Below are 24,513 nucleotides of genomic sequence, written 5' to 3'. Positions count from 1 at the left end.
TGCATGGACCTCGTACTCGATCTGCTCGCCACTGTTTCGCGCTGGAGCCGCAGCAATCTTTCGGAAATCGCCCTGGCCCTGGTGGGCTGCCTGCTGGTGCTGTTCGGTGCAGATATCAAAGGCTGGGTCGAGCAACGGGTCGGCAGCATGAGCAGCGCCATTCGTGTGCCATTGATCGCCCTGGCCTGCACCATCGGCAGCGGTGCGGCGCTGATCTACGCCACCCCCTGGGTGGTCAAGGGACTCAGCCAGTTCAATAACTACAGCCTGGCGCCGGTGCTGCTGGTGGTGCTGGTGCTGATCGGGGTGATTGCCGATCGCAAGTGACGCGGTGCGGTTGTATCGACAACTGCTATCATGGCCATCGCCCTGCATGCCTCAAGGACGTCCGCCCCATGCCCCGTACCACCCTGCTCCACGCCAAGGATTACCCCAGCGCCCCCTGGAAGAACGGCGGCGGTACAACGATGGAAATCGCCCGTGACGCCGGGCAGGCACTCGATGACTTTGGCTGGCGCCTGTCGCTGGCCGATGTGCAAGGCAGTGGCGATTTTTCTGTTTTTGCTGGCTATCAACGCATCATCACCGTGCTGCAAGGCGCCGGCATGAGCCTGACCATCGACGGCCAACCCAGCCGTCCGCTGAAAGTTTCCGACCCGCTGGCCTTCAGCGGTGACAGCCAGGTCAGCAGCACCTTGCTGGACGGTCCGATTCGCGACTTCAACCTGATCTACCACCCGCAACGCTACAACGCACGCCTGCACTGGCTGGACGTCATCCAGCCGCAACGGCTGTTCAGCTCAGCCAGCGTGGTGTTGCTGTTCAGTGCCGCGCAACAAGTCGCAATCAGCATCAATGACGGGCTCTGGGAAATTCTCGGCCAACATGACTGCCTGCGCGCCGACAACCCCGGCGGCTTGCTGGAAATCGAACTGCAGGCGCCCGGCCCAAGCCGCTGCTGCCTGATCGAGCTGTCTGCTATCGGCGCGCAATAAGCGCGCTTTAACGATTTACAGGAAATCCAATGACTCACTTTCCGCGCCAGGAATCACCCCGCGCCCTCGCCCTGCTGCGTAATTTTCTGCATTCCGAAGCCGCTGGCGGCATCGTCCTGATGCTCGCTGCACTGGCGGCGCTGATCGTCGCCAACAGTCCGCTGGCCGACCGTTACTTCGCAGCCTTGCATACCGTCTGGCTAGGCTTGTCGCTGGAGCTATGGATCAACGACGGCTTGATGGCGGTGTTCTTCCTGATGGTCGGCCTGGAGATCAAGCGCGAAGTGCTGGCCGGCGGCCTGTCGAGCTGGGAGCAACGCGCCCTGCCCGGCTTTGCCGCGGCTGGCGGCATGTTGGTACCGGCACTGCTTTATCTGGCAGTGAACTGGAGCAACCCGCAAACCCTCAGTGGCTGGGCGATCCCGGCAGCCACCGACATCGCCTTCGCGCTGGGCGTGCTGTCGTTGCTGGGCAAACGGGTGCCGACTTCGCTGAAAGTTTTTCTGGCCGCGCTGGCGATCCTCGATGACCTGGGTGCGGTGACCATCATCGCCCTGTTCTACAGCTCGGGCCTGAACATCCCCATGCTGCTCGCCGCATTCGCCACGCTGGCGGTGCTGGTGATCATGAACCGCCTGCAGGTCAAACGCCTGCTGCCCTACCTGCTGCTGGGCGTATTGCTGTGGGTGTTCGTGCTCAAGTCCGGCGTGCATGCCACGCTGGCGGGTGTAGCGCTGGCACTGTGCATCCCGCTGGGCAGCGAGAAGGACGAAAGCCAGTCGCCGCTATTGCTGCTCGAAGAGAAGCTGCACGGCTGGGTGGCGTTCGCCATCGTGCCGATCTTCGGCTTTGCCAATGCCGGTGTATCGCTGGCAGGGATCAGCGCCGACAACCTGGTCGACCCGGTGCCGCTGGGGGTGGCGCTGGGGTTATTCGTCGGCAAGCAGGTCGGCGTGTTCCTCGCTGCCGTGCTGGCGATCCGCGCCGGGCTGGCCGTCTTGCCGCAGGGTAGCAACTGGCTGCAGGTGTATGGTGTGGCGGTGCTGTGCGGCATCGGTTTCACCATGAGCCTGTTCATCGGCAACCTGGCCTTCCCCGGTGCGCCACATCTGGTCGATGAAGTAAAAGTTGGCGTGCTGATCGGCTCCGGGCTGTCGGCCGTGCTGGGCATGCTGCTGTTGCGGGCCACACCGCAGCGAAGCTGACACGCTTTTCACCTGCGCCTGACCATCGTGCAACGTCAGGCTTACTAATGTAGTGCTCATGAACCACTGGAGAGTGTCATGAGCACGCCATCAAGCATTGAACCAGGCCTTGACCATCATGCGGTCGGCCATCATCTGACTGTTGCGCATACCAGCCTGTCCACACGCCTGGTGCGGTGGCGTGAAGAGCAGCTTGTGCGCAAGGCTCTGCACTGGGCTGACGATCCAGGACTGGTGCTCGATTTACCCTGTGATGCCGGGCGATTCTGGCAGGTACTGGCAGAAAAAACCTCACGCATCATCGTCGCCGCCGACCAGAGTGCCGACACCATCCACGCGGCCTGTAGCAGCCACGAGCCAGCGTTGGTACAGCGCATTATGCCCTTGCAGACCACCGTGCTGGACATCGACCTGCCGGACAACTGTGTTGACTGCATCTTCTGCATGGATCTGTTCGCGCAGGTGCGCGACTCGATGCTGCGAATGGAGCTGCTGCAGGAATTCCATCGCGTCACCCGCGAGACAGTGATTGTCTCGGTCTGCATCGACGGCAACCTGTCGGCCTGGCAGCAACGCTTTTTCCCTGACCGCGGGCCAGAAGCCGACGATTACGTTGCTATGCCCGGCGCCCGGATCGAAAAAGAGTTTCGCGCAGCAGGTTTTCACATCCTGCAACGCCTGGATTTCGCCCCGCTGCTGTCGATGCGCAGCGTGTACATACTGCAAAAAGAGTATGCCGACGGCACGTGATGTTTTTTTCACAAGCACTTCACCGACCCAGTACCTGCGGATTCTTAAAGTGCGGCCAGCCTCGCTGACGCGCAACCGCGCCAGCTCACAATCATCAGTGCGGAGCACCCCGTGGCCCTGACCCTCGACCCCCCCCTGACCCCATCGCTCGCGCCCCGCAGCCTGTTGCGCAAACTCGCCCGCTGCGTTGCTTTTGCGATACTGCTGATCATGACTGCAGCCGCTGGCTGGTACCTGAGCCTCAATCGGGTCACCGACCTTGGCAAAGATAATCAACTGGTCAACTCCGGGGCCCTTGCCCAATGGCAGCAAGGCAATGTAATCGTGCTGATTCGCCATGCCGAGCGTTGCGACCAGTCCAGCAACGCTTGCCTGGGTCCGCCCGACGGCATCACCCTGGCCGGCACCCAGGTGGCTCAGGGTGTGGGCATTGGCCTTGAGAAGCTGGGCCTGGCCGATGCCCAGGTGCTGGCCAGCCCATTGACCCGCACCCGCCAGACCGCCTCGTTCATCTTTGGCCGGGAAATTCCCACCGCCAGCTGGGTCGGGAACTGCGACGCCGGGTTTGCTGGCAGCCTGATGACCCAAAAAACCCGCCATCGCAATATGGTGCTGGTGACCCACAGCGGCTGTATCGACCACCTGCTGCGCAAACTCCACGTGCAGCCAGGCGAGCGCGATAGCGATTACACCGAAGCGCTGCTGGTGTCAGTCAATGGTCAGGGCAAACCACACCTGCTGGGTTCGATGAAAGCTGACCAGTGGCAAAAGCTGTCCGTATTCCAGGAGTGAGCCATGCCCGCCCGCCACCCTTCGCTGAGCATCTCGGTGCTACTGGCCGTATTGACGTTCCTGGCCTTCGACCTTACCGACCTGGACCAGACCATCAGTAATCTGTTTTACGACCCGGCCACACAGACCTTCGTGTTCGAACACAACCTGCTGTTCGAACGCATTACCCATCAATGGGCGCGGGCGATTCCAGGCTTGTTCACCAGTGCGGCAATCGTTGCGCTGCTGCTGGCGGGTGCCTGGTGGCTGCTAAACCGCCGCCCCGATAACCGCGTGCTGCGTCTGACCCGTAAAACACGCCTGGCCGCAGTGCTGGAATGGTCGCACCGTCATGCTCGCGACAGTCTGTATTTCCTGTTCGCTTTCGCTCTGAGTGCAACGGCCGTCCATTACCTCAAAAGCCACACCAGCGTGTACTGTCCGGTGGAAACCACCCTGTATGGCGGCAAGCAGCAGCACTACCTGTGGTTTGCCAACTTCAGCCTGTTCGATAAGGCCGGCCCCGGTCGCTGCTGGCCGGGTGGCCATGCCAGCGGGGCGTTCAGCCTGATGGCGTTGTACTTCATTGCCCGGCGGTATCAGTGGCAACACGCACGCAAGGTCCTGATCACAACCCTGGCGCTGGGCCTGGTATTCGGCACCACCCGGGTGCTGCAGGGCTGGCACTACCTGTCACACACCTTCTGGGCCGGGCTGGTGGTGTGGTGGTGTTGCGCACTCATGGCCCGCAGCGTTTATCGTCAAATCCCGGATGAGCAGCGCCCGCCAGCGCTTGAATCACTGCCAACCCAACAGCATTAGCCAGCCGAAAAATATTTTTTCGCCACTGCATCCAGATCGTCTCCCCGCGGGTAGTACTTCATAGCAGCCCTTGAGTTGCTGAGCGCGGTTCAACTTTCTGGAGATTTCTGCATGAACGCAAAACGCTTGCTCTGCCTGGCCGGAACCACTCTGGCGCTGACTTGCCTGGCACCGGGCGCCTTCGCCCAGTCCGATCTGCCCGAAAGCGTTCGGGTGCCGGCCGGCAACAAGGTCAGCCTGCACACCACCGGCGTTGGTGAAATCACCTACGAATGCAAGGCCAAAGCCAATGCCGCCAACGAGCTGGAATGGACCTTCGTCGGTCCCAAGGCGGTACTCAATGACAAGAGCGGCAAGGCAGTCGGCAGCTACTACGGCCCGCCAGCCACCTGGGAAGCCAAAGACGGCTCGAAACTGACCGGCACCCAAGTCGCCGTCGCGCCATCGAGCGCAGGCAACCTGCCTTATCAGCTGGTCAAGGCCAACCCGGCTGAAGGCAAAGGCACCCTGACCGGCACCACCTATATCCAGCGCGTGGCGCTCAAGGGCGGCGTGGCCCCGGCCAAAGCCTGCAACGAGAGCAACAAGGGCGCCAAGGAAGTGGTCAAGTACCAGGCCGATTATGTTTTCTGGGCTGCCAACTAACCGCCAGCCGGTGTGGTCTATGCTGCTGCACTGGCAGCCTCGTTCGAGGTCGCAGTAATCCTCAGATGGTGGATCGACTTTGACCTCGTACGAATCGCAGTTTGATTATCAAGCCGCCCTGCAGGCCTGCGCGCGTGGCGAGCGTGGGGCCTTGCAGCGCCTTTATCATCAGGAAAGCGCCCGCTTGCTGGGCGTTGTCCTGCGCATCGTGCGTGACCGCGCGCAGGCAGAAGATATCGTGCATGACGCGTTCATCAGAATCTGGGCGCAGGCCAGCCGGTTCGATCCGCAGCGTGGTTCGGCACGCGGCTGGATCTTTACCCTGACCCGCCGTCTGGCACTCAACCATATCCGCAACAGCGCGCGTGAAGTGGCGCTGGAGGAAGATCAAGTGCATGGCCTGGCGGCACAGGAGGCTGAAGCGTTCGACTGGCAGGTCAATCCGGGACGCCTCCAGCATTGTCTGGAACAGCTCGACCCGGTGCGGCGCAACTGTATCTGTCACGCCTATGTCGACGGCTACACCCACCAACAGATCGCCCGGCAGGTCGGCGCGCCGCTGGGCACCGTCAAGGCCTGGATCAAGCGCAGCCTGGCGGCCTTGCGGGAGTGCCTGGGATGACTTCAACTGCTGATCGCGATCTTCATGAGCTGGCTGGCGAATATGTGCTCGGCACCCTGTCTGCCAGCGAACGGGCCGAGGTCGAACAGCGCCTGGCGGTCGAGCCGGATTTGCAAGCCGCGGTCGATGCCTGGGAAGCCCGGCTGCTGCCATTGACCGAACTGTGCGAGCCGGTACAGCCATCTGCCGGACTGTGGTCGCGCATCGAACAGTCGCTGGCCGAACCGCTGCGCAGTGCCGAGCGCGCCCGGCGCTGGTGGGACAGCCTGGGGCTGTGGCGCGGCCTGGCCGGTGCCGGGCTGGCGGCCTCGCTGGTGCTGGGCAGCCTGCTGCTGATGCAGCCACCGCTCAGCCAGCCCTCGTATGTGGTGGTGCTGGTCGCACCGCAAGACAAGGCGCCGGGCTGGGTGGTGCAGACCCGCGACAGCCGCCAGATCCAGTTGATTCCGCTGAGCGTCAGTGAAGTCCCCAGCGACAAGGCGCTGGAGTTCTGGACCAAGGGCGATGACTGGCAAGGCCCGGTCTCGCTGGGCCTGGTCAAACCTGGCCAGACGCTGCATGTACCGCTCGACAAACTGCCGCCACTGCAACCCAACCAGTTGTTCGAGCTGACCCTGGAAAGCGCCAACGGCTCATCGACCGGCAAACCGACCGGGCCGATCCAGTTCATTGGGCGGGCAGTGAAAGTGATCTGAGCAATCGCGCAAAACGCTCACGGCATTCTTGCCGTAGAATGGCGGGCTTGCCTGTCAGGGGCAGTTTTTTGCGCACAGCTGTGCAGTCACTTGCCACACCAGTAATGAATTGGACCAGAAATGACGTCAACAGATGGTTTGAAACGTGGGTTATCCGCCCGCCATATCCGCTTCATGGCCCTGGGCTCTGCCATCGGCACAGGGCTGTTCTATGGCTCGGCGGCCGCCATCCAGCAAGCCGGCCCGGCGGTGCTGCTGGCCTACCTGATCGGTGGTGCGGCGGTGTTCATGGTCATGCGCGCACTGGGTGAAATGGCCGTTCATGACCCGGTATCCGGCTCGTTCAGCCACTACGCCAGCCGCTATCTGGGCCCGTTGCCAGGCTTTGTGCTGGGTTGGACTTATGCCTTCGAGATGATCATCGTCTGCCTTGCCGACGTGACCGCATTCGGTATCTACATGGGCTTCTGGTTCCCGGAGGTGCCGCGCTGGATCTGGGTGTTGTCGATTGTGTTCTTCATCGGCGCGCTGAACCTGTGCAACGTCAAGGTGTTCGGTGAGGCCGAGTTCTGGCTGTCATTGCTCAAGGTCAGCGCCATCATCGGCATGATCGTCGGCGGTGCAGGGATCATGCTGTTCGGTATCGGCAGTGCGACCGGCGGTGAGGTGTCCACCGGGATCAGCAACCTGTGGGAACACGGCGGCTTCATGCCCAATGGCGTGGCCGGGCTGATTGCCTCGCTGGCGGTGGTGATGTTCGCCTTCGGCGGCATCGAGATCATCGGCATCACCGCCGGTGAAGCCAAGGACCCGAAACGCAGCCTGCCGCAGGCGATCAACGCGGTGCCGCTGCGGATCCTGCTGTTCTATGTACTGACGCTGTTTGTGGTGATGTGCCTGTTCCCATGGCCGCAGATCGGTACCCAGGGCAGCCCGTTCGTGCAGATTTTCAATAATCTGGGTATGCCTGCGGCAGCCACGGTGTTGAATATCGTGGTGATTTCGGCGGCAGTGTCGGCGATCAACAGCGATATTTTCGGTGCCGGACGGATGATGTACGGCATGGCCAAAGAAGGTCAGGCGCCAGAGAGCTTCGCCAAGCTGTCGAAACAGGGCGTGCCGTGGATGACCGTGTTGGTGATGGGGATCACCTTGCTGGGGGGTGTGGTGCTCAATTACCTGATTCCCAAGGATGTGTTCCTGCTTATCGCGTCGCTGGCGACGTTCGCCACGGTCTGGGTATGGCTGATGATTCTGCTCACTCAGGTGGCCATGCGTCGTTCAATGAATGCCGATGAGGTCAGCAAGCTGCAGTTCCCGGTGCCGTTCTGGCCTTGGGGTCCGGCGGCGGCGATTGTGTTTATGGTGTTCATCTTTGGTGTATTGGGCTGGTTCCCGAACAGCCGCGCGGCATTGATGGTAGGTGCGGTATGGGTGGTGTTGCTGGTGCTGGCTTATTACATCTGGGTACAGCCGAACACGGATGCCGGGAAAGGCAAAACCCTGTAGGAGCGGCCGGGCTTTGATCCGCTTCAGCCGCGAAGGCCTTGCCCAGCGAGGCCGGCACATTCACAGCATCTGCTGCGAATGTGCCGCCGCCTTCGCCAGCAAGCTGGCTCCCACCGGGGTATGCAGCTAGGACTACGTTGTAGCTGTAAGTCTGCGATTGCATAGCGTGCCATTAGAACCTGCTCATTTTTTGAGCAGTCGCAATCCATTGAATACCACCAGCAAGCTGACTCCCATGTCGGCGAACACGGCCATCCACATGGTGGCCATGCCGGTGAAGGTGATAGCCAGGAAGATCAGTTTGGTCACCAGTGCCAGGGCGATGTTCTGGCGCAGGATGGCTGAGGTGTCGCGGGACAGGCGGATGAAGGCCGGGATTTTGCGCAGGTCGTCGTCCATCAGCGCGACATCGGCGGTTTCGATGGCGGTGTCGGTGCCGGCGGCGGCCATGGCGAAACCGATTTCGGCACGCGCCAGGGCCGGGGCGTCGTTAATGCCGTCGCCGACCATGCCAACCCGGTGCTGGTTGGCGTACAGCGCTTCAATGGCTTGCAGTTTGTCGGCCGGCAGCAGATTGCCGCGGGCCTGGTCGATGCCAACCTGATCGGCAATCGCACGGGCGGTGTACGGGTTATCACCGGTGAGCATCAGGGTCTTGATGCCCAGCTCATGCAGTTGCGCGATGGCTTCGCGGCTACTGTCCTTGACCGTGTCGGCCACCGCGAACAACGCCAGCGGGCCGTTTTCGTCGAGCAGCAACACGACCGTCTTGCCCTGCGACTCCAGTGCATCGAGCCGTGCTTGCAGCGCTGTTGAGCCCAGCCCCAACTCCTCCACCAGGCGGTGGTTGCCCAGGTGATAACGACGACCGTCGATATCCCCGGCCACGCCACGACCGCCCAGCGCTTCGAAGTTGCTGACTGGCGCCAGCGCCAGACTGCTATCGGCGGCCTGAGCGATGGCCAGCGACACCGGATGGTCAGAGCGTGCCGCCAGGCTGGCGGCAATGGTTGGTGCGCTGCTGACCCGGCTGTCGAGTACCACACAGTCGGTCTGCACCGGCTTGCCATGGGTCAGGGTGCCGGTCTTGTCCAGGGCCAGGTAGTCGATCTGCCGGCCCATCTCCAGATACACCCCGCCCTTGATCAGGATGCCTTTACGCGCCGCCGCCGCCAGACCGCTGACAATACTCACCGGGGTGGAAATCACCAGTGCGCAAGGGCAGGCCACCACCAGCAGGACCAGCGCGCGGTAGATCCAGTCGAACCACGCGCCGGCCAGGAACAACGGTGCGATCAGTGCCACTGCCAACGCGGTGAGGAACACGGCCGGGGTGTAGATACGCGAGAACTGGTCAACGAAACGCTGGGTCGGCGCACGGGCGCCTTGCGCCTGTTCGACGGCATGGATGATCCGCGCCAGGGTCGACTGACTGGCCGCAGCCGTCACCCGGTACTCCAAAGAACCTGCCTGGTTGATGGTGCCAGCGAACAGTTTGTCGCCCACTGTCTTTTCCACCGGCAGGCTTTCGCCGGTAATCGGCGCCTGATCGATGGTCGATTGCCCGCTGACCACTTCGCCGTCCAGGGCGATGCGCTCGCCGGGCCGCACCCGCAGTAACGCTCCAGGCTCGATAGCCTTGGCTTCAAGCTCCAGCCAACTGCCATCGGCCTGCTGCACGGTGGCGGTTTCCGGAGTCAGTTGCATCAGACTGCTGATGGCGTTGCGCGCCCGGTCCAGCGAGCGCGCTTCGATCAGTTCGGCCACGGTAAACAGGAACATCACCATGGCTGCTTCCGGCCACTGGCCGATCAGCACCGCGCCGGTAACCGCGATGCTCATCAGCGCATTGATGTTCAGATTGAGGTTTTTCAGGGCAATCCAGCCCTTTTTATAGGTGCCCAGGCCACAACTGAGGATCGACACCAGCGCCAGCACGATCACCAGCCACTCCGGCCCTGCGCTGAAATGCACAAGCTCTGCGCCCAGTGCAGTCAGGCCCGACACGGTCAGCAACTTCCAGGCGCTTTTTTTCGCTACCGGGGCAGCCTCTGCGCCCTCTTCGAGCGCCTGGGCCTGCATGCCCAGCGAGCCAATCGCGTCACGAATCGCGGCGGTGTCGGGCAACACATGCCAGACCCCGAGACGACGCTGCAGCAGATTGAACTCCAACTTGTGAATCCCCTCCATTTTGCCCAGGCGATCCTGAATCAGGGTCTGTTCGGTGGGGCAGTCCATCTGCTCGATGCTGAACTGGCTCAACCGCGCCTCACCATCCGCCGCCGCGACCAGGGTCACCTGCGCCGGTGCCGCAGCGCCACCACAGCAGCCATGATTGTGGGCGGGTTGCTCAGGTTGGTGATCGTCATGTTTATGCACAGGTGTAAGCCGGGTGATCTGCCCCATGGGTCCATCCTCCAAATCAAGATATTGCCAAGTGAACACCCTGTAGCCACTATAGGGTCAAGCCCCTGCGCGGAATCCTGCTCATGAAAATCGGTGAACTGGCCAAACTGACCGACACCCAGGTCGAAACCGTCCGCTATTACGAACGCGAAGGCCTGTTGCCTGTGCCGTCGCGTACCGAAGGCAATTACCGGCTGTACACCCAGGCCCACGTCGAGCGCCTGAGCTTCATCCGCAATTGCCGCAGCCTGGACATGACCCTGGATGAAATCCGGCGCCTGCTGAACCTGCGCGACAGCCCGCAGGATCAGTGCGAGAGCGTCAACGCCCTGATCGACGAGCACATCGCCCACGTCGACGCGCGGGTCGCCAGCCTGCAGGCGCTGCAACAGCAGTTGCGTAACCTGCGCCAGCGCTGCAACGACAACGACCCGGACCACTGCGCGATTCTTGACCGGCTGGAGGTCACCGGCGCAGTAGCTGCGCCCGAGGGCGAGCCGTCACATGTCGGCAGAAGCCACGGGCACTAGGTGATACATTAGCGCCCCGCGACACAGCCAGGACCGTCCATGCCGAAGAAAGCTGCCCCCTCCACCAACCTGACCCTGATCGACGTCGCCAAGGTGGCCGGCGTATCGCCGATCACAGTGTCGCGGGCCTTGAGCCGTCCGGAGGTGGTCAGCGAGCAGACCCGGCAGAAGGTCATGGCAGCGGTGCGCCAGACCGGCTATGTGTCGAACATGCTGGCTGGCAGCCTGGCCAGCAACAAGAGCCGGCTGGTGGCGATCTTCTTGCCGACCATCGCCAACTCGATCTTCGCCGATACGGTGCAGGCGCTGATGGAACGTCTGGCCCAGGCCGGCTACCAGACTTTGCTGGGTTTGACCGGCTACTCTGCCGAGCAGGAAGAGAAACTCCTGGAAGCGATTCTCGGCCGCCGCCCGGATGGCATCGTCCTCACCGGCACCCTGCACACCGAATCCAGCCGCCTGCGCCTGGCCCAGTCGGGCATTCCGGTGGTGGAAGCCTGGGACCTGGCGGACGATCCGCTGGACATGCTGGTGGGGTTCTCCCACGAGCGGGTCGGCGAGGCCATTGCCCAACACCTGCTCGGCAAGGGCTACCGACGCTTTTCCGTCATCAGCCTGGGCGATCCACGGGGTGTGCGGCGTTGCCAGAGCGTGATCGACGAGCTTGGCCGGCACGGCATCGACGCTGTGCCGCTGCAAGTCATGACCCCGCCGGCGACCCTGAAAACCGGCCGCGACGGCCTGCAACAGTTGCTGGAGCAAGGGCCACTGCCGGAAGTGGTGGTGTGCAGTTCCGACACCATCGCCCAAGGTGTGCTGGCCGAAGCCGCCAGCCGTGGCCTGCGCGTGCCGCAAGACCTGGCAGTGATGGGGTTTGGTGACCTGAGCGCCGCCGCCCAGGTCTATCCGGCGCTGTCGACGGTCAGCGTCGACGGCCAATTGATCGGCCAGAAAGTCGCGCAAGCCCTGCTCGAACGCTTCAATAACGCTGATAACGTCGGCGATCCGGTGCGTATTGATACAGGTTTCAACTTGATCGAACGCCAGACCACCTGAACCTTGGTTTTTTGCAAAAGCGACGAATGCACCCTTGAATGATTGCGCAATCATTGTATGCTTCGCTCATCAGGTGTTCCGCATGTCCGGGTGCCTGTTTTTTTGATTAACAAATGATTGCGCAATCATATTCAGCAATCACGGTGCAGTGGAGCCAGGCGGCACCCCACATTCAACGCCTCATCACAATAAGGAAGACAATAAAAGTGAGCCAATCAGCCTCCCCGGTAGCCAGGACCAACGTCCGCTACCTGATCCTGGCGATGATCTTCATCGTCACCGTGTTCAACTACGTAGACCGCGCCACGCTGTCCATCGCCGCCCCCGCCATGCGCAATGAGCTGGGCTTCGACGCGCTGACCATGGGCATCGCGTTTTCGGCGTTTGGCTGGGCCTACACCAGCATGCAGATTCCCGGCGGGATCATCCTCGACCGTTACGGTTCGCGTCTGGTGCTGGGCGTCAGCCTGATCCTGTGGTCGACCCTGACCTTTTTGCAGGGTTACGTCGACCTGTTCAGCTCGGCTTTCGTCGCGCTGTTCGTGCTGCGCTTTCTGATGGGCATGGCTGAGTCGCCGGCCTTCCCCGCCAACAACCGCCTCACGGTGATGTGGTTCCCGCGCAACGAGCGCGGCCTGGCCACGGCGATTTTCCAGTCGGCGCAGTATTTCGCCCTGGCCGCCTTCACCCCGCTGATGGTGCTGCTGCTCAGCAGCTTTGGCTGGCAACACGTGTTTTTCTGGACCGGCGGGGCCGGCATCCTGATCGGCCTGCTGTGGTTCAAGATGGTTCATGAGCCGCGCAAGGACAAACGGGTCAACAGCGCCGAAATCGACTACATCGAAGCCGGTGGCGGCATGCCCAATATCGGCGACACCAAAACCGCGTTCAGTTGGCAACGCGCCAAGGCCATCGGCGCCAATCGGATGATGCTCGGCGTGTATCTGGGACAGTTCTGCCTAACCTCGATCACCTGGTTCTTCCTCACCTGGTTTCCGACTTATCTGGTCGAAGCCAAGGGCATGACCATGCTCAAGGTCGGTCTGGTGGCGGCCATCCCGCCGCTGGCGGGCTTTATCGGCGGCATGGTCGGCGGCGTCTGGTCAGACTGGATGCTCAAGAAAGGCTTTAGCCTCACCGCCGCACGCAAGACCCCGATCATCTGCGGCTTGCTGCTGTCGAGCAGCATCGTGGTCGCCAACTACACCCAGTCGGTGACGGTGGTCATTCTGGTGATGTCGATCGCCTTTTTCGCCAAAGGGGTCGGCAATCTGGGCTGGTGCATCGTCGGCGATGTCTCGCCCAAACAAGCCATGGGCATCAGCGGCGCGATGTTCAACTTCTGCGGCAACATCGCCAGCATCGTGACTCCCATCGCCATCGGCCTGCTGGTCAGCAAGGGCTCGTTCGACATGGCCCTGGTCTATGTCGCCGCCATGGGCCTGCTTGGCGCCTTTGCCTATCTGTTTATCGTCGGCCCGCTCAAGCGCATGGAGCTCGACGAATCCGCCCAGCCAGCTGAACCCAGCCACAAGCCGGCCGAGTCCGCCGCGCTCAAGCCATAAAAGTTATCCACACCCTCAAGGAGAGCGACATGACCGTACAACAACCAGACCGCCCATCCGCCGACCACGACCAGATTGCCTGGATCAAGGTGTCGTCGGTCTTCCTGCCGCTGGCCAACCCGATCAGCGATGCCAAGGTACTCACCGGTCGGCAGAAGCCGATGACTGAGATCGCCATGCTGTTTGTCGAGATCCAGACCAAAGATGGCCACAGCGGCCTGGGGTTCAGCTATTCCAAGCGTGCCGGCGGCCCCGGCCAGTTTGCCCACGCCCAGGAAATCGCCCCGGCGCTGATCGGCGAGAACCCCAGCGATATCGCCAAGCTGTGGACAAAACTCTGCTGGGCCGGTGCTTCGGTGGGCCGCAGCGGCCTGTCGACCCAAGCCATCGGCGCCTTCGATGTCGCGTTGTGGGACCTCAAAGCCAAGCGCGCCAACCTGTCGCTGGCCCGCCTGCTCGGCGCCCAGCGTGATTCGGTGCGCTGCTACAACACCTCCGGCGGCTTTTTGCATACGCCGCTGGAGCAACTGCTGAAAAACACTGAGCTGTCGCGGGAAAAGGGCATCGGCGGCATCAAGCTCAAGGTCGGCCAGCCCGATTGCGCGGTGGATATCCAGCGGGTCAGCACAGTGCGCAAACAGCTTGGGGATAACTTCCCGTTGATGGTCGACGCCAACCAGCAGTGGGACCGCCCGACCGCACAGCGCATGTGTAGGCAGTTCGAGGCCTACAACCTGGTGTGGATCGAGGAGCCGCTCGATTGCTACGACGCCGAAGGCCACGCCGCCCTTGCCCAGCAGTTCGATACGCCGATCGCGACCGGCGAAATGCTCACCAGCGTGGCCGAGCACGCCGAATTCATCAAACTGCGCGGCGCTGACTATCTGATGCCTGACGCGCCGCGGGTCGGCGGTATCACACCGTTCCTCAAGGTCGCGGCCATGGCCGAACAGGCCGGGGTGATGCTGGCCCCGCACTTTGCCATGGAGCTGCATGTGCACCTGGCAGCCACTTACCCGACCGAACCGTGGGTCGAGCACTTCGAATGGCTGGAGCCGCTGTTCAACGAACGCCTGGAAACCCGCGACGGACGCATGCTGGTACCGACCCGCCCAGGGTTGGGCCTGTCGTTGAGTGAACGGGTTGCCGGCTGGACGGCGCAAAGCGTGGAAATCGGCCAACGGCCGTAATGCTTGCAAAAGCAAAGGGGCTGGCACACTCGCAGCATCGACTGCGAATGTGCCGCTGTCTTTGCTGGCAAGCCAGTCCCTACAGTTTCATCCCCACCGCCAGCCGGTTGAAAGCATTCATCAGCGACACGGCGAAGGTCAGGTCGGAAATCTCGGCACTTGAAAAGTGCGCTTGCAGAGGCTCGTACAGCTCATCGGGGGCGCCCTTGTCACTGACGTAGGTGAGGGTTTCCGCCCACGCCAGGGCCGCACGTTCACGCGCATCGAACAGCTCACTGATGCGCCAGCCGGCCAGGCAATCGAGCTTGTTCTGCGCCACACCGCTGTCGCGCAGGGTCTGCGAGTGCTTGCCCAGGCAAAACGCGCAGCCGTTGATCTGCGAAACCCGCAGAAACACCAGCTCTACCAGCGGCAGGCCCAGCGGCCCTTCGACCAGCGCTTTGTTAGTGGCCAACAGGCCCTGATAGGCCGCTGGTGAGAGGGTGGAAAACGGCAGTCTGAGTTGGCTCATGGTTTAGCTCCTGTACAAGAAATGATCAAAGTTGCCTGAACAGCGGTTCCAGCCGTAGCCGGGTACGCGCCTCATGCAGGGCCTGCTCGACGGCTTCAGCGCCAAACACCAGGCCTTGCAAATAGCTGAAATGCACATCGAACAGCCCCAGGGTGTTGAGCACATGGCGCAAGTAGGACGTCAGAAAGTCCGGCTGCCTGGCGCGCTCGCCCTGATGAAAGCCGCCGGAGCCGACCAGCACATACACCGGGCGGTCCTTGAGCAGCCCGGTCTTGCCATCGGGACCTGCGCTGAAGGTGCGGTGAATGCGCAGCACGTAGTCGATCCACAGCTTGAGCGCCGCCGGCACGGTGAAGTTGTGCATCGGGGTGGCGATCAGCAGCACATCGCTGGTTTCCAGTTCACCAATCAATGCTTCGGACAGCTCGAACAATGGCGCGTCGAACGGCGTGACCGTGGTCAGCGCCTGGGCGTAGTCGGCGGACAGCGGCGGCAATGGGTCGCGTCCCAGATCGCGCTCAAGCCGTTCGATATCCACCTGCTGATGACCCAGGCTGGCCAGCAGTTCTTCAGCCAGACGATGGGCGTGGGAATCCTGGCCCATGGGGCTGGCGTTGATGAGCAGAACCCGCTTCATAGTGTGCCCCCGGCCCGCAGGCGCTGGGTAAAGTGCATGCCGCTCGCCAGCAGCCCCTGGCGGAAGTAGAAGCGCTGGGCCAAAGCCATGTGCAGGCCGGTATCCAGCACAAAATGATCGCAGCCCAGCTGCCGGGCCTGCTGGCGAACCTGATCGAGCAGTTGCCCGCCCAGCCCGCTGCGCTGTAACGCCGGGCTGATCAGCAGATCATCGACATACACGAAGCGGCCATACAGCAGGTTTTCCAGCTCGCGGTAACCGGCCAGCCCGACAATCTGTGCATCCTGCATCGCGGCCAGCAACCGATAGCCCTGGCCGGCCTGCCGTTGCAGTTGCGCGACATAAGCGTCAGCGTTGTCCAGATGCGGGCGCAGCACACGCATCAGCCCGAAACTGGCCGTCAGGGCCTGAGGGTCTTCAAGGTGCAAGAAGGTGCAGTTCATCGCGGTCACTCGTGATGTTCAGAAGATGACTTACTCTAGGCCGCGAATGGCTTAAGCTACAGGGCCGAAAAATGATTAAACGACTGGGCCATGTCACACGCCTTTGAACCGGACCGCAATCAGCCTGAGCCGATCTATCGCCAGCTGTATCAGCGTTTTCGCCAATCCATCGCCGATGGCCGCCTGCGCCCCGGCGAGCGGGTGCCGGCGGTACGCGCCCTGGCGGCAGAGCTGAACCTGGCCAGAGGCACGGTCGAGACGGCTTATCAGTTGCTGATTGGCGAAGGCTACCTGCTGGCCAGAGGCGCCGCCGGGACCATCGTCAGCCCGCAACTGCCAGCGCTGACGATGCCAAATCTGGCCACGCCAACCAGCCCCAGCACTTACCTGTCGAACCACAGTGGCGGCCTGCCAATGCCCTTGCAGATGGGCGTGCCGGCCCTGGATGCCTTCCCGCGCAAGCTCTGGACCCGGCTGGCCGGCCGGCAATTGCGCCACAGCGGCCTGGACGGCCTGGTCTACCCCGACCCGCAGGGCCACGGGCCGCTACGCGCGGCGATTGCCACTTATCTGGGGATATCCCGCGGCATCGCCTGCCGGCCGGAACAGGTGTTCGTCTGCGCCGGGTATCGCGCCTGCCTGGACCTGATCAGCCACACCCTGATGCGCGCCGGTGACCGTTGCTGGCTGGAAGAGCCGGGCTACTTCATGGCCCGTCATGCACTGCTGGAAGCTGGCGCACAACTGGTGCCAGTGCCGGTGGATGAGCACGGTCTGGATGTCGCCCAAGGCATCGCCCGTGCCCCCGACGCCCGTTTCGCGGTGGTCACCCCGACCCACCAAAGCCCGCTGGGCGTGTCCCTCAGCCTGCCGCGCCGCCTGGCCCTGCTGGACTGGGCCAACCGCAATGGCAGCTGGATCATCGAGGACGACTACGACAGCGAATACCGCTATCAAGGCAAACCGCTACCCGCCCTCAAGAGCCTCGACCAGCAAGGCCGGGTGCTGTACACCGGCACCTTCAGCAAAGTGCTGTTTCCCGGACTGCGCCTGGCCTACCTGGTGGTGCCGCCCGACCACAGCGCAGCCTTCGCCCGCCAGGTCGACCGCCTGCACAACCACTGCCCGCTGCTGCAACAGGCCACGGTTTGTGAGTTTCTTGTTGAAGGCCATTTCGCCCGGCACCTGAACAAAATGCGCCGGCTATATGCACGTCGGCGGCAGTGGCTGGTCGAGGCATTGCAGGTAGCGTGCGGCGAAAAACTGCAGATCGATCCCCAGGCCGGCGGTATGCACGTGCTGGCGCGACTGCGCGACGGTGATGATGTAGCAATTGCAGAGCGGGCGCAGCAAGCCGGGATTGCCGTCCAGCCACTGTCGCAGTGGTATCTGGAGGATGAAGGCCGGCAAGGACTGATGATGGGCTTTACCAACGTGGCCAGTGCCGAACAGGCGGCGGCACTGGCCAGTCAGTTGGCAGCGTTGCTTACACGGCCATCGGCGCCGTCAACGGCGCATGGTGCTGGTAGCCTTCAAGAGTAAAGTCGGACGGCTCGATCAGTTCCAGCCACTCGGGCTGGTACACGCCGGTCTTGGCAAAGTCCGGCACACGGTCGGAGATCACCAGTTTCGGCAGCGCGTACGGCTCGCGGCTGAGCTGCTCGTTGAGCATGTCCAGGTGGTTCTCGTACACATGGGCGTCGCCGATGAAGTAGGTGAACCAGCGCGGTGTGTAGCCGGTCAGGCGGCCAATCAGGCTCAGCAGCGCAGCGCCCTCGGCCAGGTTGAAGGGCGTGCCCAGACCCAGGTCATTGGAGCGGATGTACAGGGTCAGGGAGATTTCCCGGGTCTGCGGGTTGGGGTGCAACTGGTACAGCAGATGGCACGGCGGCAGGGCCATTTCGTCCAGCTGGGCGCAGTTCCAGCCGTGGAACAGAATGCGGCGGCTGCCGGGGTCGTTGATGATGGTGTCGACACACTGACGGATCTGGTCGATGGCCTTGTACAGCACCACGAACGGTTGGCCGTCCTCTTCGGACTCGGCGATCTGCCGGTAGCCCTGGGCCAGGGTCTGCTCGATGGCAGCGCTGTTGCTGGCGGCAATGCGCTTGTAGGCCGGCCATTTACGCCACTGCACGCCGTAAATCTCGCCCAGGTCGTCTTCGCCCTGGCGGAACGGGTTGTTCAGCCACTGGGCGTTTTCGTTGGCATTCTGATCCCAGACCTTGCAGCCCAGCGCGCGGAACTCGGCGGCGTTATTCACCCCGCGCAGGAAACCGACCATCTCGCCGATGGCGGCCTTGAATGCCAGGCGCCGGGTGGTGATCGCCGGGAAACCTTCCTGCAGGTCAAAACGCAGCATCGCGCCGGGGAAGCTGATGGTATTCACCCCGGTACGGTTGGCCTGCAAGGTCCCGTGTTTGATCACGTGGGCGACGAGTTCCAGATATTGCTTCATAAATCACCTGCTTGAATGAACACGCCGGGCAACCAGGCCCGGCGTTTCAGTATTAGACGGCTGCCTTGTGGGCCGCCGGGTCGCGCTTGTAGGCCAGCCAGATCATGACCGCACCCGCGATGATCATCGGCAGGCTGAGGATCTGCCCCATGGTGACCCAACCCCAGGCCAGATAACCCAGCTGCGCGTCGGGCATACGTACGAATTCGACGATAAAGCGGAAGATGCCATAGAACATGGCGAACATCCCGGATACCGCCATGGTCGGACGCGGCTTGCGGATATACAGGTTGAGGATGATGAACAGCGCCACACCCTCCAGTGCGAACTGGTACAACTGCGACGGGTGGCGCGCCAGTTGGGCCGGATCGCTGAACGGCGGGAAGACCATGGCCCACGGCACGTCGGTCGCCTTGCCCCACAGTTCGGCGTTGATGAAGTTACCGATACGCCCGGCCCCCAGGCCGATCGGCACCACTGGTGCGACGAAGTCCATCAACTGGAAAAAGGTCTTGCCGTTGCGCTTGCCAAACCACCAGGCCGCGATCATCACGCCGATGAAGCCGCCATGAAAGGCCATGCCGCCTTTCCACACTTCGAAAATCAGCAGCGGGTTGGCCAGGTAGGTCGACAGATCGTAGAACAGCACGTAACCCAGCCGCCCACCGACAATCACGCCCATGGCCAGCCAGAAAATCAGGTCGGAGACTTTTTCTTTGGTCCAGCTCGGGTCGAACGCATTGACCCGACGCAACAGCAGCCACCAGGCGCCGCCGATACCAACCAGATACATCAAACCGTACCAGTGAATTTGCAGCGGTCCGAGGGATACCGCTACCGGGTCAATCTGCGGGTAAGGCAGCATTGCGACTCCTTGGTGAGATGCCGTTCTGGCAACTTAATAAGCCGGGCATGTTACCGGAGCGTGGCGTGACGCTCTAGCCGCGACCGTCTGAAGATGGCTACAGTTTCATCTTCCAAAGGAGCGACGTATGTGTCTGATTGTGTTCGCCTGGCGCCCCGGCCACGCGCAGCCATTGATTGTAGCCGCCAACCGTGACGAATTTTATGCCCGCCCTGCCCGGCCCCTGGCGGTATGGGAAGCTACCGACGGGATTCATGCCGGCCGCGACCTGGAGGCCGGCGGGACCTGGCTGGGTATCACTGCACACGGGCGGTTTGCCGCGTTGACCAATATTCGCGACCCAGGCCAGCCATTGGGCCATCGCTCGCGGGGCGAACTGGTTGCAGACTATCTGGCCGGCAGCCAGTCGCCTGCGCAGTATATGGCTGATGTCGCGGCGCGTGCCGGGCAATACAGTGGCTTCAATCTGCTGGCTGGCACGCTCGATGAGCTGCACTACCTGAACTCACAAGAGGCGCAGCCTGTATGTCTGCAAGCAGGGGTCTATGGGTTATCCAATGCCCGGCTGGATACCCCCTGGCCCAAGCTGCGCAAGGCTCGGGCGGCGCTGGAGGGTAACCTGCACGACCCTCAGCCAGAACGGCTGCTGGCATTACTGGCCGATGCCGAACCCGCGCCGCAGGCTCAATTACCGGACACCGGGGTTGGCTTGCAGACGGAAATCTTGCTGTCGAGCGTGTTTATCGCCAGCGGTAACTATGGGACACGGGCGAGTACCGTACTGATCGTTAGCGCGGATGGGCAACAGCGGATAATCGAGCGCAGTTTCGGACCGTTTGGTGCGCGGTTGGGCGATGTGGATATCAACGTGTAGGCGCTGCGCAGGGTCAATGACCTTTGACCGAGCCCGGATTGAGCATGCGACCCAGTCCCTGATTGCGCAGAGCCAGCTGCAACGAGCTGCTGATGACCTGCGGGTTGTCGTTCTGCATCAGTTGCGCCAGCAGTTCCTGGGCTTTGCTCTGTTGCACCTGACGCAGCATCCACTTGACCTTGGGCAGGTTGGTGGCGTTCATCGACAAGCTGTCAAAGCCCATCGCCATCAACAGCACCGCCGCCGCCGGGTCGCCAGCCATCTCGCCGCAGATGCTCACGGTCTTGCCTTCGGCATGAGCGTCACGCACGACGCTTTGCAGGGCTTGCAGGACCGCCGGGTGCAGGTAGTCATAGAGGTCGGCCACCCGCGGGTTGTTACGGTCTACCGCCAGCAGGTATTGAGTCAGGTCGTTGGAGCCCACCGAAAGGAAGTCCACCTGGCGCGCCAGATCACGGGCCTGATAAACCGCTGCCGGCACTTCGATCATCACCCCGACCGGCGGCATCGGCACGTCAGCGCCTTCGTCGCGCACCTCGCCCCAGGCGCGGTGGATCAGGTGCAACGCCTCTTCCACTTCGTGGGTGCTGGAAATCATCGGCAGCAGGATGCGCAGGTTGTTCAGGCCCTCGCTGGCCTTGAGCATGGCGCGGGTCTGGACCAGGAAGATTTCCGGGTGGTCGAGGGTGACGCGGATGCCGCGCCAGCCCAGGAACGGGTTCTCTTCCTTGATCGGGAAGTAGGACAGCGCCTTGTCACCGCCGATATCCAGGCTGCGCATGGTTACCGGCAACGGGTGGAAGGCTGATAGCTGTTCGCGGTAGATCGCCAGCTGTTCTTTCTCGCTGGGGAAGCGCTGGTTGATCATGAACGGCACTTCGGTGCGGTACAGCCCGACGCCTTCGGCGCCACGCTGCTGGGCACGGGCCACATCGGCCAACAGACCGGTGTTGACCCACAGCGGCATGCGATGGCCGTCGAGGGTCACGCAAGGCAGCTCGCGCAGGCCGTCGAGGTCCTGGGACAGCTGGCGCTCTTCTTCGACCACCACGCTGAACTGTTTGCGCAGGATATCGCTGGGGTTGGTGTAAACCTCACCATGGTGGCCGTCGACGATCAGGTCGATACCGTCGACTTTCGAATACGGGAAGTCGACCAGGCCCATGACCGTGGGAATGCCCATGGCCCGCGCCAGAATCGCCACATGGGAGTTACCCGAGCCCATGACCGAGACCAGACCGACCAGTTTGCCCTCGGGCACTTCACCGAGCATGGCCGGGGTCAGTTCTTCACTGACCAGAATGGTGTTGTCGGGGTAGACCAGCGCCTGTTGCCGCGCTTCTTGCAGGTAGGCCAGCAGACGCCGGCCCAGATCCTTGACGTCCGAGGCGCGCTCGCGCAGATAGGCGTCGTCCATCAGCTCGAAGCGGTTGACGTGCTCGGTGACCACCGCACGCAAGGCGCCTTGTGCCCACTGGCCGGTCTTGATGATATTGGTCACTTCACTGCCCAGCGCAGCGTCGTCGAGCATCATCAGGTAGACGTCGAACAGCGCCCGCTCTTCAGGGCGCAGCTGGGTGGCCAGCTTGGCCGACAGGGTGCGCATGTCGTTGCGCACGCCTTCGAGGGCGTTCTGGAACAGTGCCAGCTCGGCATCGATGTCGGTGACGGTCTTGTCCGGCACGACATCAAGGTCTGCCGGCGGCAGCCTGACCAGCGCCACGCCGACGGCAGCACCGGGCGAACCGGCGACACCGACGAACTTGGCTTCCTGAATACCTTTGCCCTGACGGCCCAGACCACGAATCGAGCCGGTGGCTTCAGCATGGGCGATAACCCCGGCCAGCTGCGCGCTCATGGTGACCAGGAAGGCTTCTTCGCCTTCGTCGAACTGGCGACGCTCCTTTTGCTGGATCACCAGCACCCCGACCACACGCCGGTGGTGGATGATCGGTGCGCCGAGGAATGAGGCGTAACGCTCTTCGCCGGTCTCGGCAAAGTAGCGGTAACGGGGGTGAGCAGCGGCGTCTTCGAGGTTCAGCGGCTCTTCCCGGGTACCGACCAGGCCGACCAGACCTTCGTTGGGGGCCATGCTGACCTTGCCGATGGAGCGCTTGTTGAGGCCTTCGGAGGCCATCAGTACAAAGCGGTTGGTCTCCGGATCAAGCAGGTAGACCGAACAGACCTGGCTGCCCATGGCCTCCTTGACACGCAACACAATAATGCCCAACGCCGCCTTGAGATCCTTGGCGGAGTTAACTTCCTGGACGATCTTGCGCAGCGTATTGAGCATGGCTCGGGGTCGAACTCCGTGTCAGTCACGCGCCAGCAGGCGCGGGGCAAGCTCTTTGAGTGCGCGCCGATACACCTCGCGCTTGAATGTCACCACCTGGCCCAGCGGGTACCAATAACTGACCCAGCGCCAGCCATCGAACTCCGGTTTACCGGTCAAATCCATCCGCACCCGTTGCTCGTTGGAGATCAGGCGCAGGAGAAACCATTTTTGCTTCTGGCCGATGCACAGCGGCTGGCTATGGGTACGCACCAAGCGCTGCGGCAGGCGATAACGCAACCAGCCACGGGTACAGGCGAGAATTTCAACGTCATCGCGCTCCAGACCCACTTCTTCGTTCAACTCGCGATACAGCGCGTCTTCTGGCGTTTCCTGAGGGTTGATACCACCCTGGGGAAACTGCCAGGCATCTTGGTTAATACGCCGAGCCCATAGGACCTGACCAGCATCGTTTGTCAGAATAATCCCGACATTAGGACGGAAACCATCGGGGTCGATCACGGCAACAACCTCGCAAACGCATGTCGCCGCATTGTTCCACAAAGCCCCTCAAACCAGCAACGAGCCTTGACACCTTATCTGAAGTCTTGTGAAAAGCGCGTATTGATTGATGCTTTTTTCAGTATTTTCAGGGGCTAACCGGCTCTCAACGCTGCCCGCGAACCTGCGACTCAGCCCGGACGAACGATCAACAGCAGCGCCATGACGATAAAACACAGGGCGGCAACGGCAGCCAGCACCAAGGTGAAGCGCTGTTTAGCCGCTGCTCTCGTCAGGCGTAGCACCAGCCATGCCCAGGCAATGATGCCGCCGCTATAAAGCAGGCTGCTGGACAGAATCCAGCCCTGCCCCAGTGAAAGGCCCAGACCATGGACCAGCCACCAGCCGCTGAACGGCAAAATGGCCAGGCTTACCGCCATGCCCAGCCAGGCCCATAATGACGGGCGTTGCAGCAGACGTTCATGAATCAGCAGATTGCCGGCCCGCCGCCCCCGGATCAGCCAGACGGCCAGCCCGGCGGCGCAAGCCAACGCGGCCAGCAGCGCGGTGATGTGCAGGGTTTTCAGAGCGATCAGGGTGTCCATGAAGCGACCTCCTTTGAGCGATGCAGGAGCGGATTTATCTGTGCAGTTTTGTTCGCTGCTAAAGCAGCTCCTACGAGCAGCTCCTACAAGAGCAGCCACGAGAATACCTTTAGCCTAGAAATAGCCGGTAAGCCGGGTTATCGGTCTCATCCCAATGTGGATAGCCGATTTCGTTCAGCGCCTGGCCAACCAGATGCCGCTCTTCGGCAGGCACCACCAGCCCGGCCACTACCCGGCCATCGGCTGCGCCATGGTTGCGGTAGTGGAACATCGAAATGGTCCAGCGTCCGCCCAGTTTATTCAAAAAGTTGAACAGCGCGCCCGGCCGCTCGGGGAATTCGAAGCGCAGCACCACTTCGTCGCTGACCCGCTCCGAGTGCCCGCCGACCATGTGGCGGATGTGCAGCTTGGCCAGTTCGTTGTCGGTCAGGTCGACCACCGGAAAGCCTTGTTCGCTCAGGCTGGCGATCAGCGCGCTGCGCGGGTCGCGCTCCGGGTGGGTCTGCACGCCAACGAAAATGTGCGCTTCGCGGTCGGTGTGGTAGCGGTAGTTGAATTCGGTGATCTGGCGCTTGCCGATCGCTTC

25 protein-coding genes and 1 pseudogene are annotated in these 24,513 nt (G+C 62.2%); 16 read left to right on the top strand and 10 right to left on the bottom strand.

Annotated elements, in window-relative coordinates; translation table 11 throughout:
- The first annotated feature begins 3 nt into the window (after positions 1-3).
- The 10 genes from NJC38_RS05245 to NJC38_RS05200 all read left to right on the top strand — a co-directional run bounded on the left by NJC38_RS05245 (position 4) and on the right by NJC38_RS05200 (position 8,014).
- Positions 4-327: a DUF3392 domain-containing protein gene (locus NJC38_RS05245; RefSeq protein WP_045485905.1), complete on the top strand. Its 324-nt coding sequence runs from the start codon at positions 4-6 to the stop codon at positions 325-327.
- 68 nt (positions 328-395) lie between these two features.
- The gene (locus NJC38_RS05240) at positions 396-995 is read left to right on the top strand and encodes a HutD family protein (RefSeq protein ID WP_253111905.1); all 600 of its coding nucleotides are present in this window, start codon (positions 396-398) and stop codon (positions 993-995) included.
- Between the two features lie 29 nt (positions 996-1,024).
- Positions 1,025-2,200 carry a Na+/H+ antiporter NhaA gene (gene nhaA, locus NJC38_RS05235; RefSeq protein ID WP_253111903.1) on the top strand — a complete coding sequence of 392 codons (1,176 nt, stop codon included), beginning with the start codon at positions 1,025-1,027 and terminating at the stop codon, positions 2,198-2,200.
- A gap of 78 nt (positions 2,201-2,278) precedes the next feature.
- The gene (locus tag NJC38_RS05230; protein ID WP_253111901.1) at positions 2,279-2,950 is read left to right on the top strand and encodes a class I SAM-dependent methyltransferase; all 672 of its coding nucleotides are present in this window, start codon (positions 2,279-2,281) and stop codon (positions 2,948-2,950) included.
- A 111-nt stretch (positions 2,951-3,061) separates the two neighbouring features.
- Positions 3,062-3,742: a histidine phosphatase family protein gene (locus tag NJC38_RS05225; protein WP_253111899.1), complete on the top strand. Its 681-nt coding sequence runs from the start codon at positions 3,062-3,064 to the stop codon at positions 3,740-3,742.
- Positions 3,743-3,745: 3 nt separating this feature from the next.
- Positions 3,746-4,543 carry a phosphatase PAP2 family protein gene (locus tag NJC38_RS05220; RefSeq protein ID WP_253111897.1) on the top strand — a complete coding sequence of 266 codons (798 nt, stop codon included), beginning with the start codon at positions 3,746-3,748 and terminating at the stop codon, positions 4,541-4,543.
- Positions 4,544-4,654: 111 nt separating this feature from the next.
- Positions 4,655-5,188: a DUF3455 domain-containing protein gene (locus NJC38_RS05215; protein WP_045485894.1), complete on the top strand. Its 534-nt coding sequence runs from the start codon at positions 4,655-4,657 to the stop codon at positions 5,186-5,188.
- 79 nt (positions 5,189-5,267) lie between these two features.
- Entirely contained in the window at positions 5,268-5,810 is a 543-nt protein-coding gene (locus tag NJC38_RS05210; protein WP_045485891.1) for a sigma-70 family RNA polymerase sigma factor, read from the top strand.
- The gene (locus NJC38_RS05205; RefSeq protein ID WP_253111894.1) at positions 5,807-6,505 is read left to right on the top strand and encodes an anti-sigma factor; all 699 of its coding nucleotides are present in this window, start codon (positions 5,807-5,809) and stop codon (positions 6,503-6,505) included. The genes NJC38_RS05210 and NJC38_RS05205 overlap by 4 nt, the downstream gene beginning before the upstream one ends.
- A gap of 120 nt (positions 6,506-6,625) precedes the next feature.
- Positions 6,626-8,014 carry an amino acid permease gene (locus NJC38_RS05200; protein WP_045485885.1) on the top strand — a complete coding sequence of 463 codons (1,389 nt, stop codon included), beginning with the start codon at positions 6,626-6,628 and terminating at the stop codon, positions 8,012-8,014.
- A 183-nt stretch (positions 8,015-8,197) separates the two neighbouring features.
- Here the strand turns inward: NJC38_RS05200 and NJC38_RS05195 are convergent, their stop codons facing one another.
- Entirely contained in the window at positions 8,198-10,420 is a 2,223-nt protein-coding gene (locus NJC38_RS05195; RefSeq protein ID WP_253111892.1) for a heavy metal translocating P-type ATPase, read from the bottom strand.
- A gap of 83 nt (positions 10,421-10,503) precedes the next feature.
- On the opposite strand from NJC38_RS05195, the gene cadR reads away from it, so the two are divergent.
- From cadR to NJC38_RS05175, 4 genes are all read left to right on the top strand, one after another.
- Positions 10,504-10,950: a Cd(II)/Pb(II)-responsive transcriptional regulator gene (gene cadR / locus NJC38_RS05190; RefSeq protein ID WP_045485879.1), complete on the top strand. Its 447-nt coding sequence runs from the start codon at positions 10,504-10,506 to the stop codon at positions 10,948-10,950.
- A gap of 39 nt (positions 10,951-10,989) precedes the next feature.
- Positions 10,990-12,006 carry a LacI family DNA-binding transcriptional regulator gene (locus NJC38_RS05185; protein ID WP_253111891.1) on the top strand — a complete coding sequence of 339 codons (1,017 nt, stop codon included), beginning with the start codon at positions 10,990-10,992 and terminating at the stop codon, positions 12,004-12,006.
- A 263-nt stretch (positions 12,007-12,269) separates the two neighbouring features.
- Complete coding sequence (locus NJC38_RS05180; protein ID WP_045494102.1) at positions 12,270-13,571, top strand: MFS transporter; 1,302 nt, start codon at positions 12,270-12,272, stop codon at positions 13,569-13,571.
- Positions 13,572-13,600: 29 nt separating this feature from the next.
- Positions 13,601-14,761: a mandelate racemase/muconate lactonizing enzyme family protein gene (locus tag NJC38_RS05175; RefSeq protein ID WP_253111888.1), complete on the top strand. Its 1,161-nt coding sequence runs from the start codon at positions 13,601-13,603 to the stop codon at positions 14,759-14,761.
- 79 nt (positions 14,762-14,840) lie between these two features.
- Here NJC38_RS05175 and NJC38_RS05170 read toward each other — a convergent pair whose 3' ends face one another.
- From NJC38_RS05170 to NJC38_RS05160, 3 genes are read right to left on the bottom strand one after another with little or no spacing between them, the layout of a single operon-like run.
- A complete protein-coding gene (locus NJC38_RS05170; protein ID WP_045485871.1) occupies positions 14,841-15,272 on the bottom strand; it encodes a carboxymuconolactone decarboxylase family protein in 432 nt (143 codons plus the stop codon).
- Positions 15,273-15,297: 25 nt separating this feature from the next.
- On the bottom strand, positions 15,298-15,909 hold the full coding sequence (locus NJC38_RS05165) for an NAD(P)H-dependent oxidoreductase (protein ID WP_253111886.1): 612 nt from the start codon (positions 15,907-15,909) through the stop codon (positions 15,298-15,300).
- Positions 15,906-16,352: a GNAT family N-acetyltransferase gene (locus tag NJC38_RS05160; protein WP_253111884.1), complete on the bottom strand. Its 447-nt coding sequence runs from the start codon at positions 16,350-16,352 to the stop codon at positions 15,906-15,908. The genes NJC38_RS05165 and NJC38_RS05160 overlap by 4 nt, the downstream gene beginning before the upstream one ends.
- 90 nt (positions 16,353-16,442) lie before the next feature.
- Between NJC38_RS05160 and NJC38_RS05155 the strand changes: the two genes are divergently transcribed.
- The gene (locus NJC38_RS05155; protein ID WP_253111883.1) at positions 16,443-17,894 is read left to right on the top strand and encodes a PLP-dependent aminotransferase family protein; all 1,452 of its coding nucleotides are present in this window, start codon (positions 16,443-16,445) and stop codon (positions 17,892-17,894) included.
- Here the strand turns inward: NJC38_RS05155 and NJC38_RS05150 are convergent.
- Both NJC38_RS05150 and lgt read right to left on the bottom strand, forming a co-directional pair.
- Entirely contained in the window at positions 17,839-18,810 is a 972-nt protein-coding gene (locus tag NJC38_RS05150; protein WP_045485859.1) for a thymidylate synthase, read from the bottom strand. The genes NJC38_RS05155 and NJC38_RS05150 overlap by 56 nt on opposite strands.
- 52 nt (positions 18,811-18,862) lie before the next feature.
- Positions 18,863-19,675, bottom strand: a complete 813-nt coding sequence (lgt, locus tag NJC38_RS05145; RefSeq protein ID WP_045485856.1) for a prolipoprotein diacylglyceryl transferase — start codon at positions 19,673-19,675, stop codon at positions 18,863-18,865.
- 127 nt (positions 19,676-19,802) lie between these two features.
- Between lgt and NJC38_RS05140 the strand changes: the two genes are divergently transcribed.
- Positions 19,803-20,549 carry an NRDE family protein gene (locus NJC38_RS05140; protein WP_253111881.1) on the top strand — a complete coding sequence of 249 codons (747 nt, stop codon included), beginning with the start codon at positions 19,803-19,805 and terminating at the stop codon, positions 20,547-20,549.
- 13 nt (positions 20,550-20,562) lie between these two features.
- Here the strand turns inward: NJC38_RS05140 and ptsP are convergent, their stop codons facing one another.
- From ptsP to NJC38_RS05120, 4 genes and pseudogenes are all read right to left on the bottom strand, one after another.
- Positions 20,563-22,842, bottom strand: a complete 2,280-nt coding sequence (gene ptsP / locus NJC38_RS05135) for a phosphoenolpyruvate--protein phosphotransferase (RefSeq protein ID WP_045485850.1) — start codon at positions 22,840-22,842, stop codon at positions 20,563-20,565.
- A gap of 21 nt (positions 22,843-22,863) precedes the next feature.
- Entirely contained in the window at positions 22,864-23,343 is a 480-nt protein-coding gene (locus NJC38_RS05130; RefSeq protein ID WP_045485847.1) for an RNA pyrophosphohydrolase, read from the bottom strand.
- 170 nt (positions 23,344-23,513) lie between these two features.
- Positions 23,514-23,927, bottom strand: coding sequence for a DUF2269 family protein (locus NJC38_RS05125; protein WP_045485844.1), 414 nt, complete (start codon positions 23,925-23,927; stop codon positions 23,514-23,516).
- Between the two features lie 109 nt (positions 23,928-24,036).
- Positions 24,037-24,513, bottom strand: a pseudogene (locus NJC38_RS05120) (threonine ammonia-lyase, biosynthetic); the annotation flags it as partial.

The sequence above is a fragment of the Pseudomonas sp. 21LCFQ010 genome (genome assembly GCF_024129905.1).
Taxonomy (GTDB): Bacteria; Pseudomonadota; Gammaproteobacteria; order Pseudomonadales; family Pseudomonadaceae; genus Aquipseudomonas.
The sequence above is the reverse complement of the archived record's forward strand: the minus strand, read 5'-3'. Positions and strand labels throughout refer to the sequence as shown.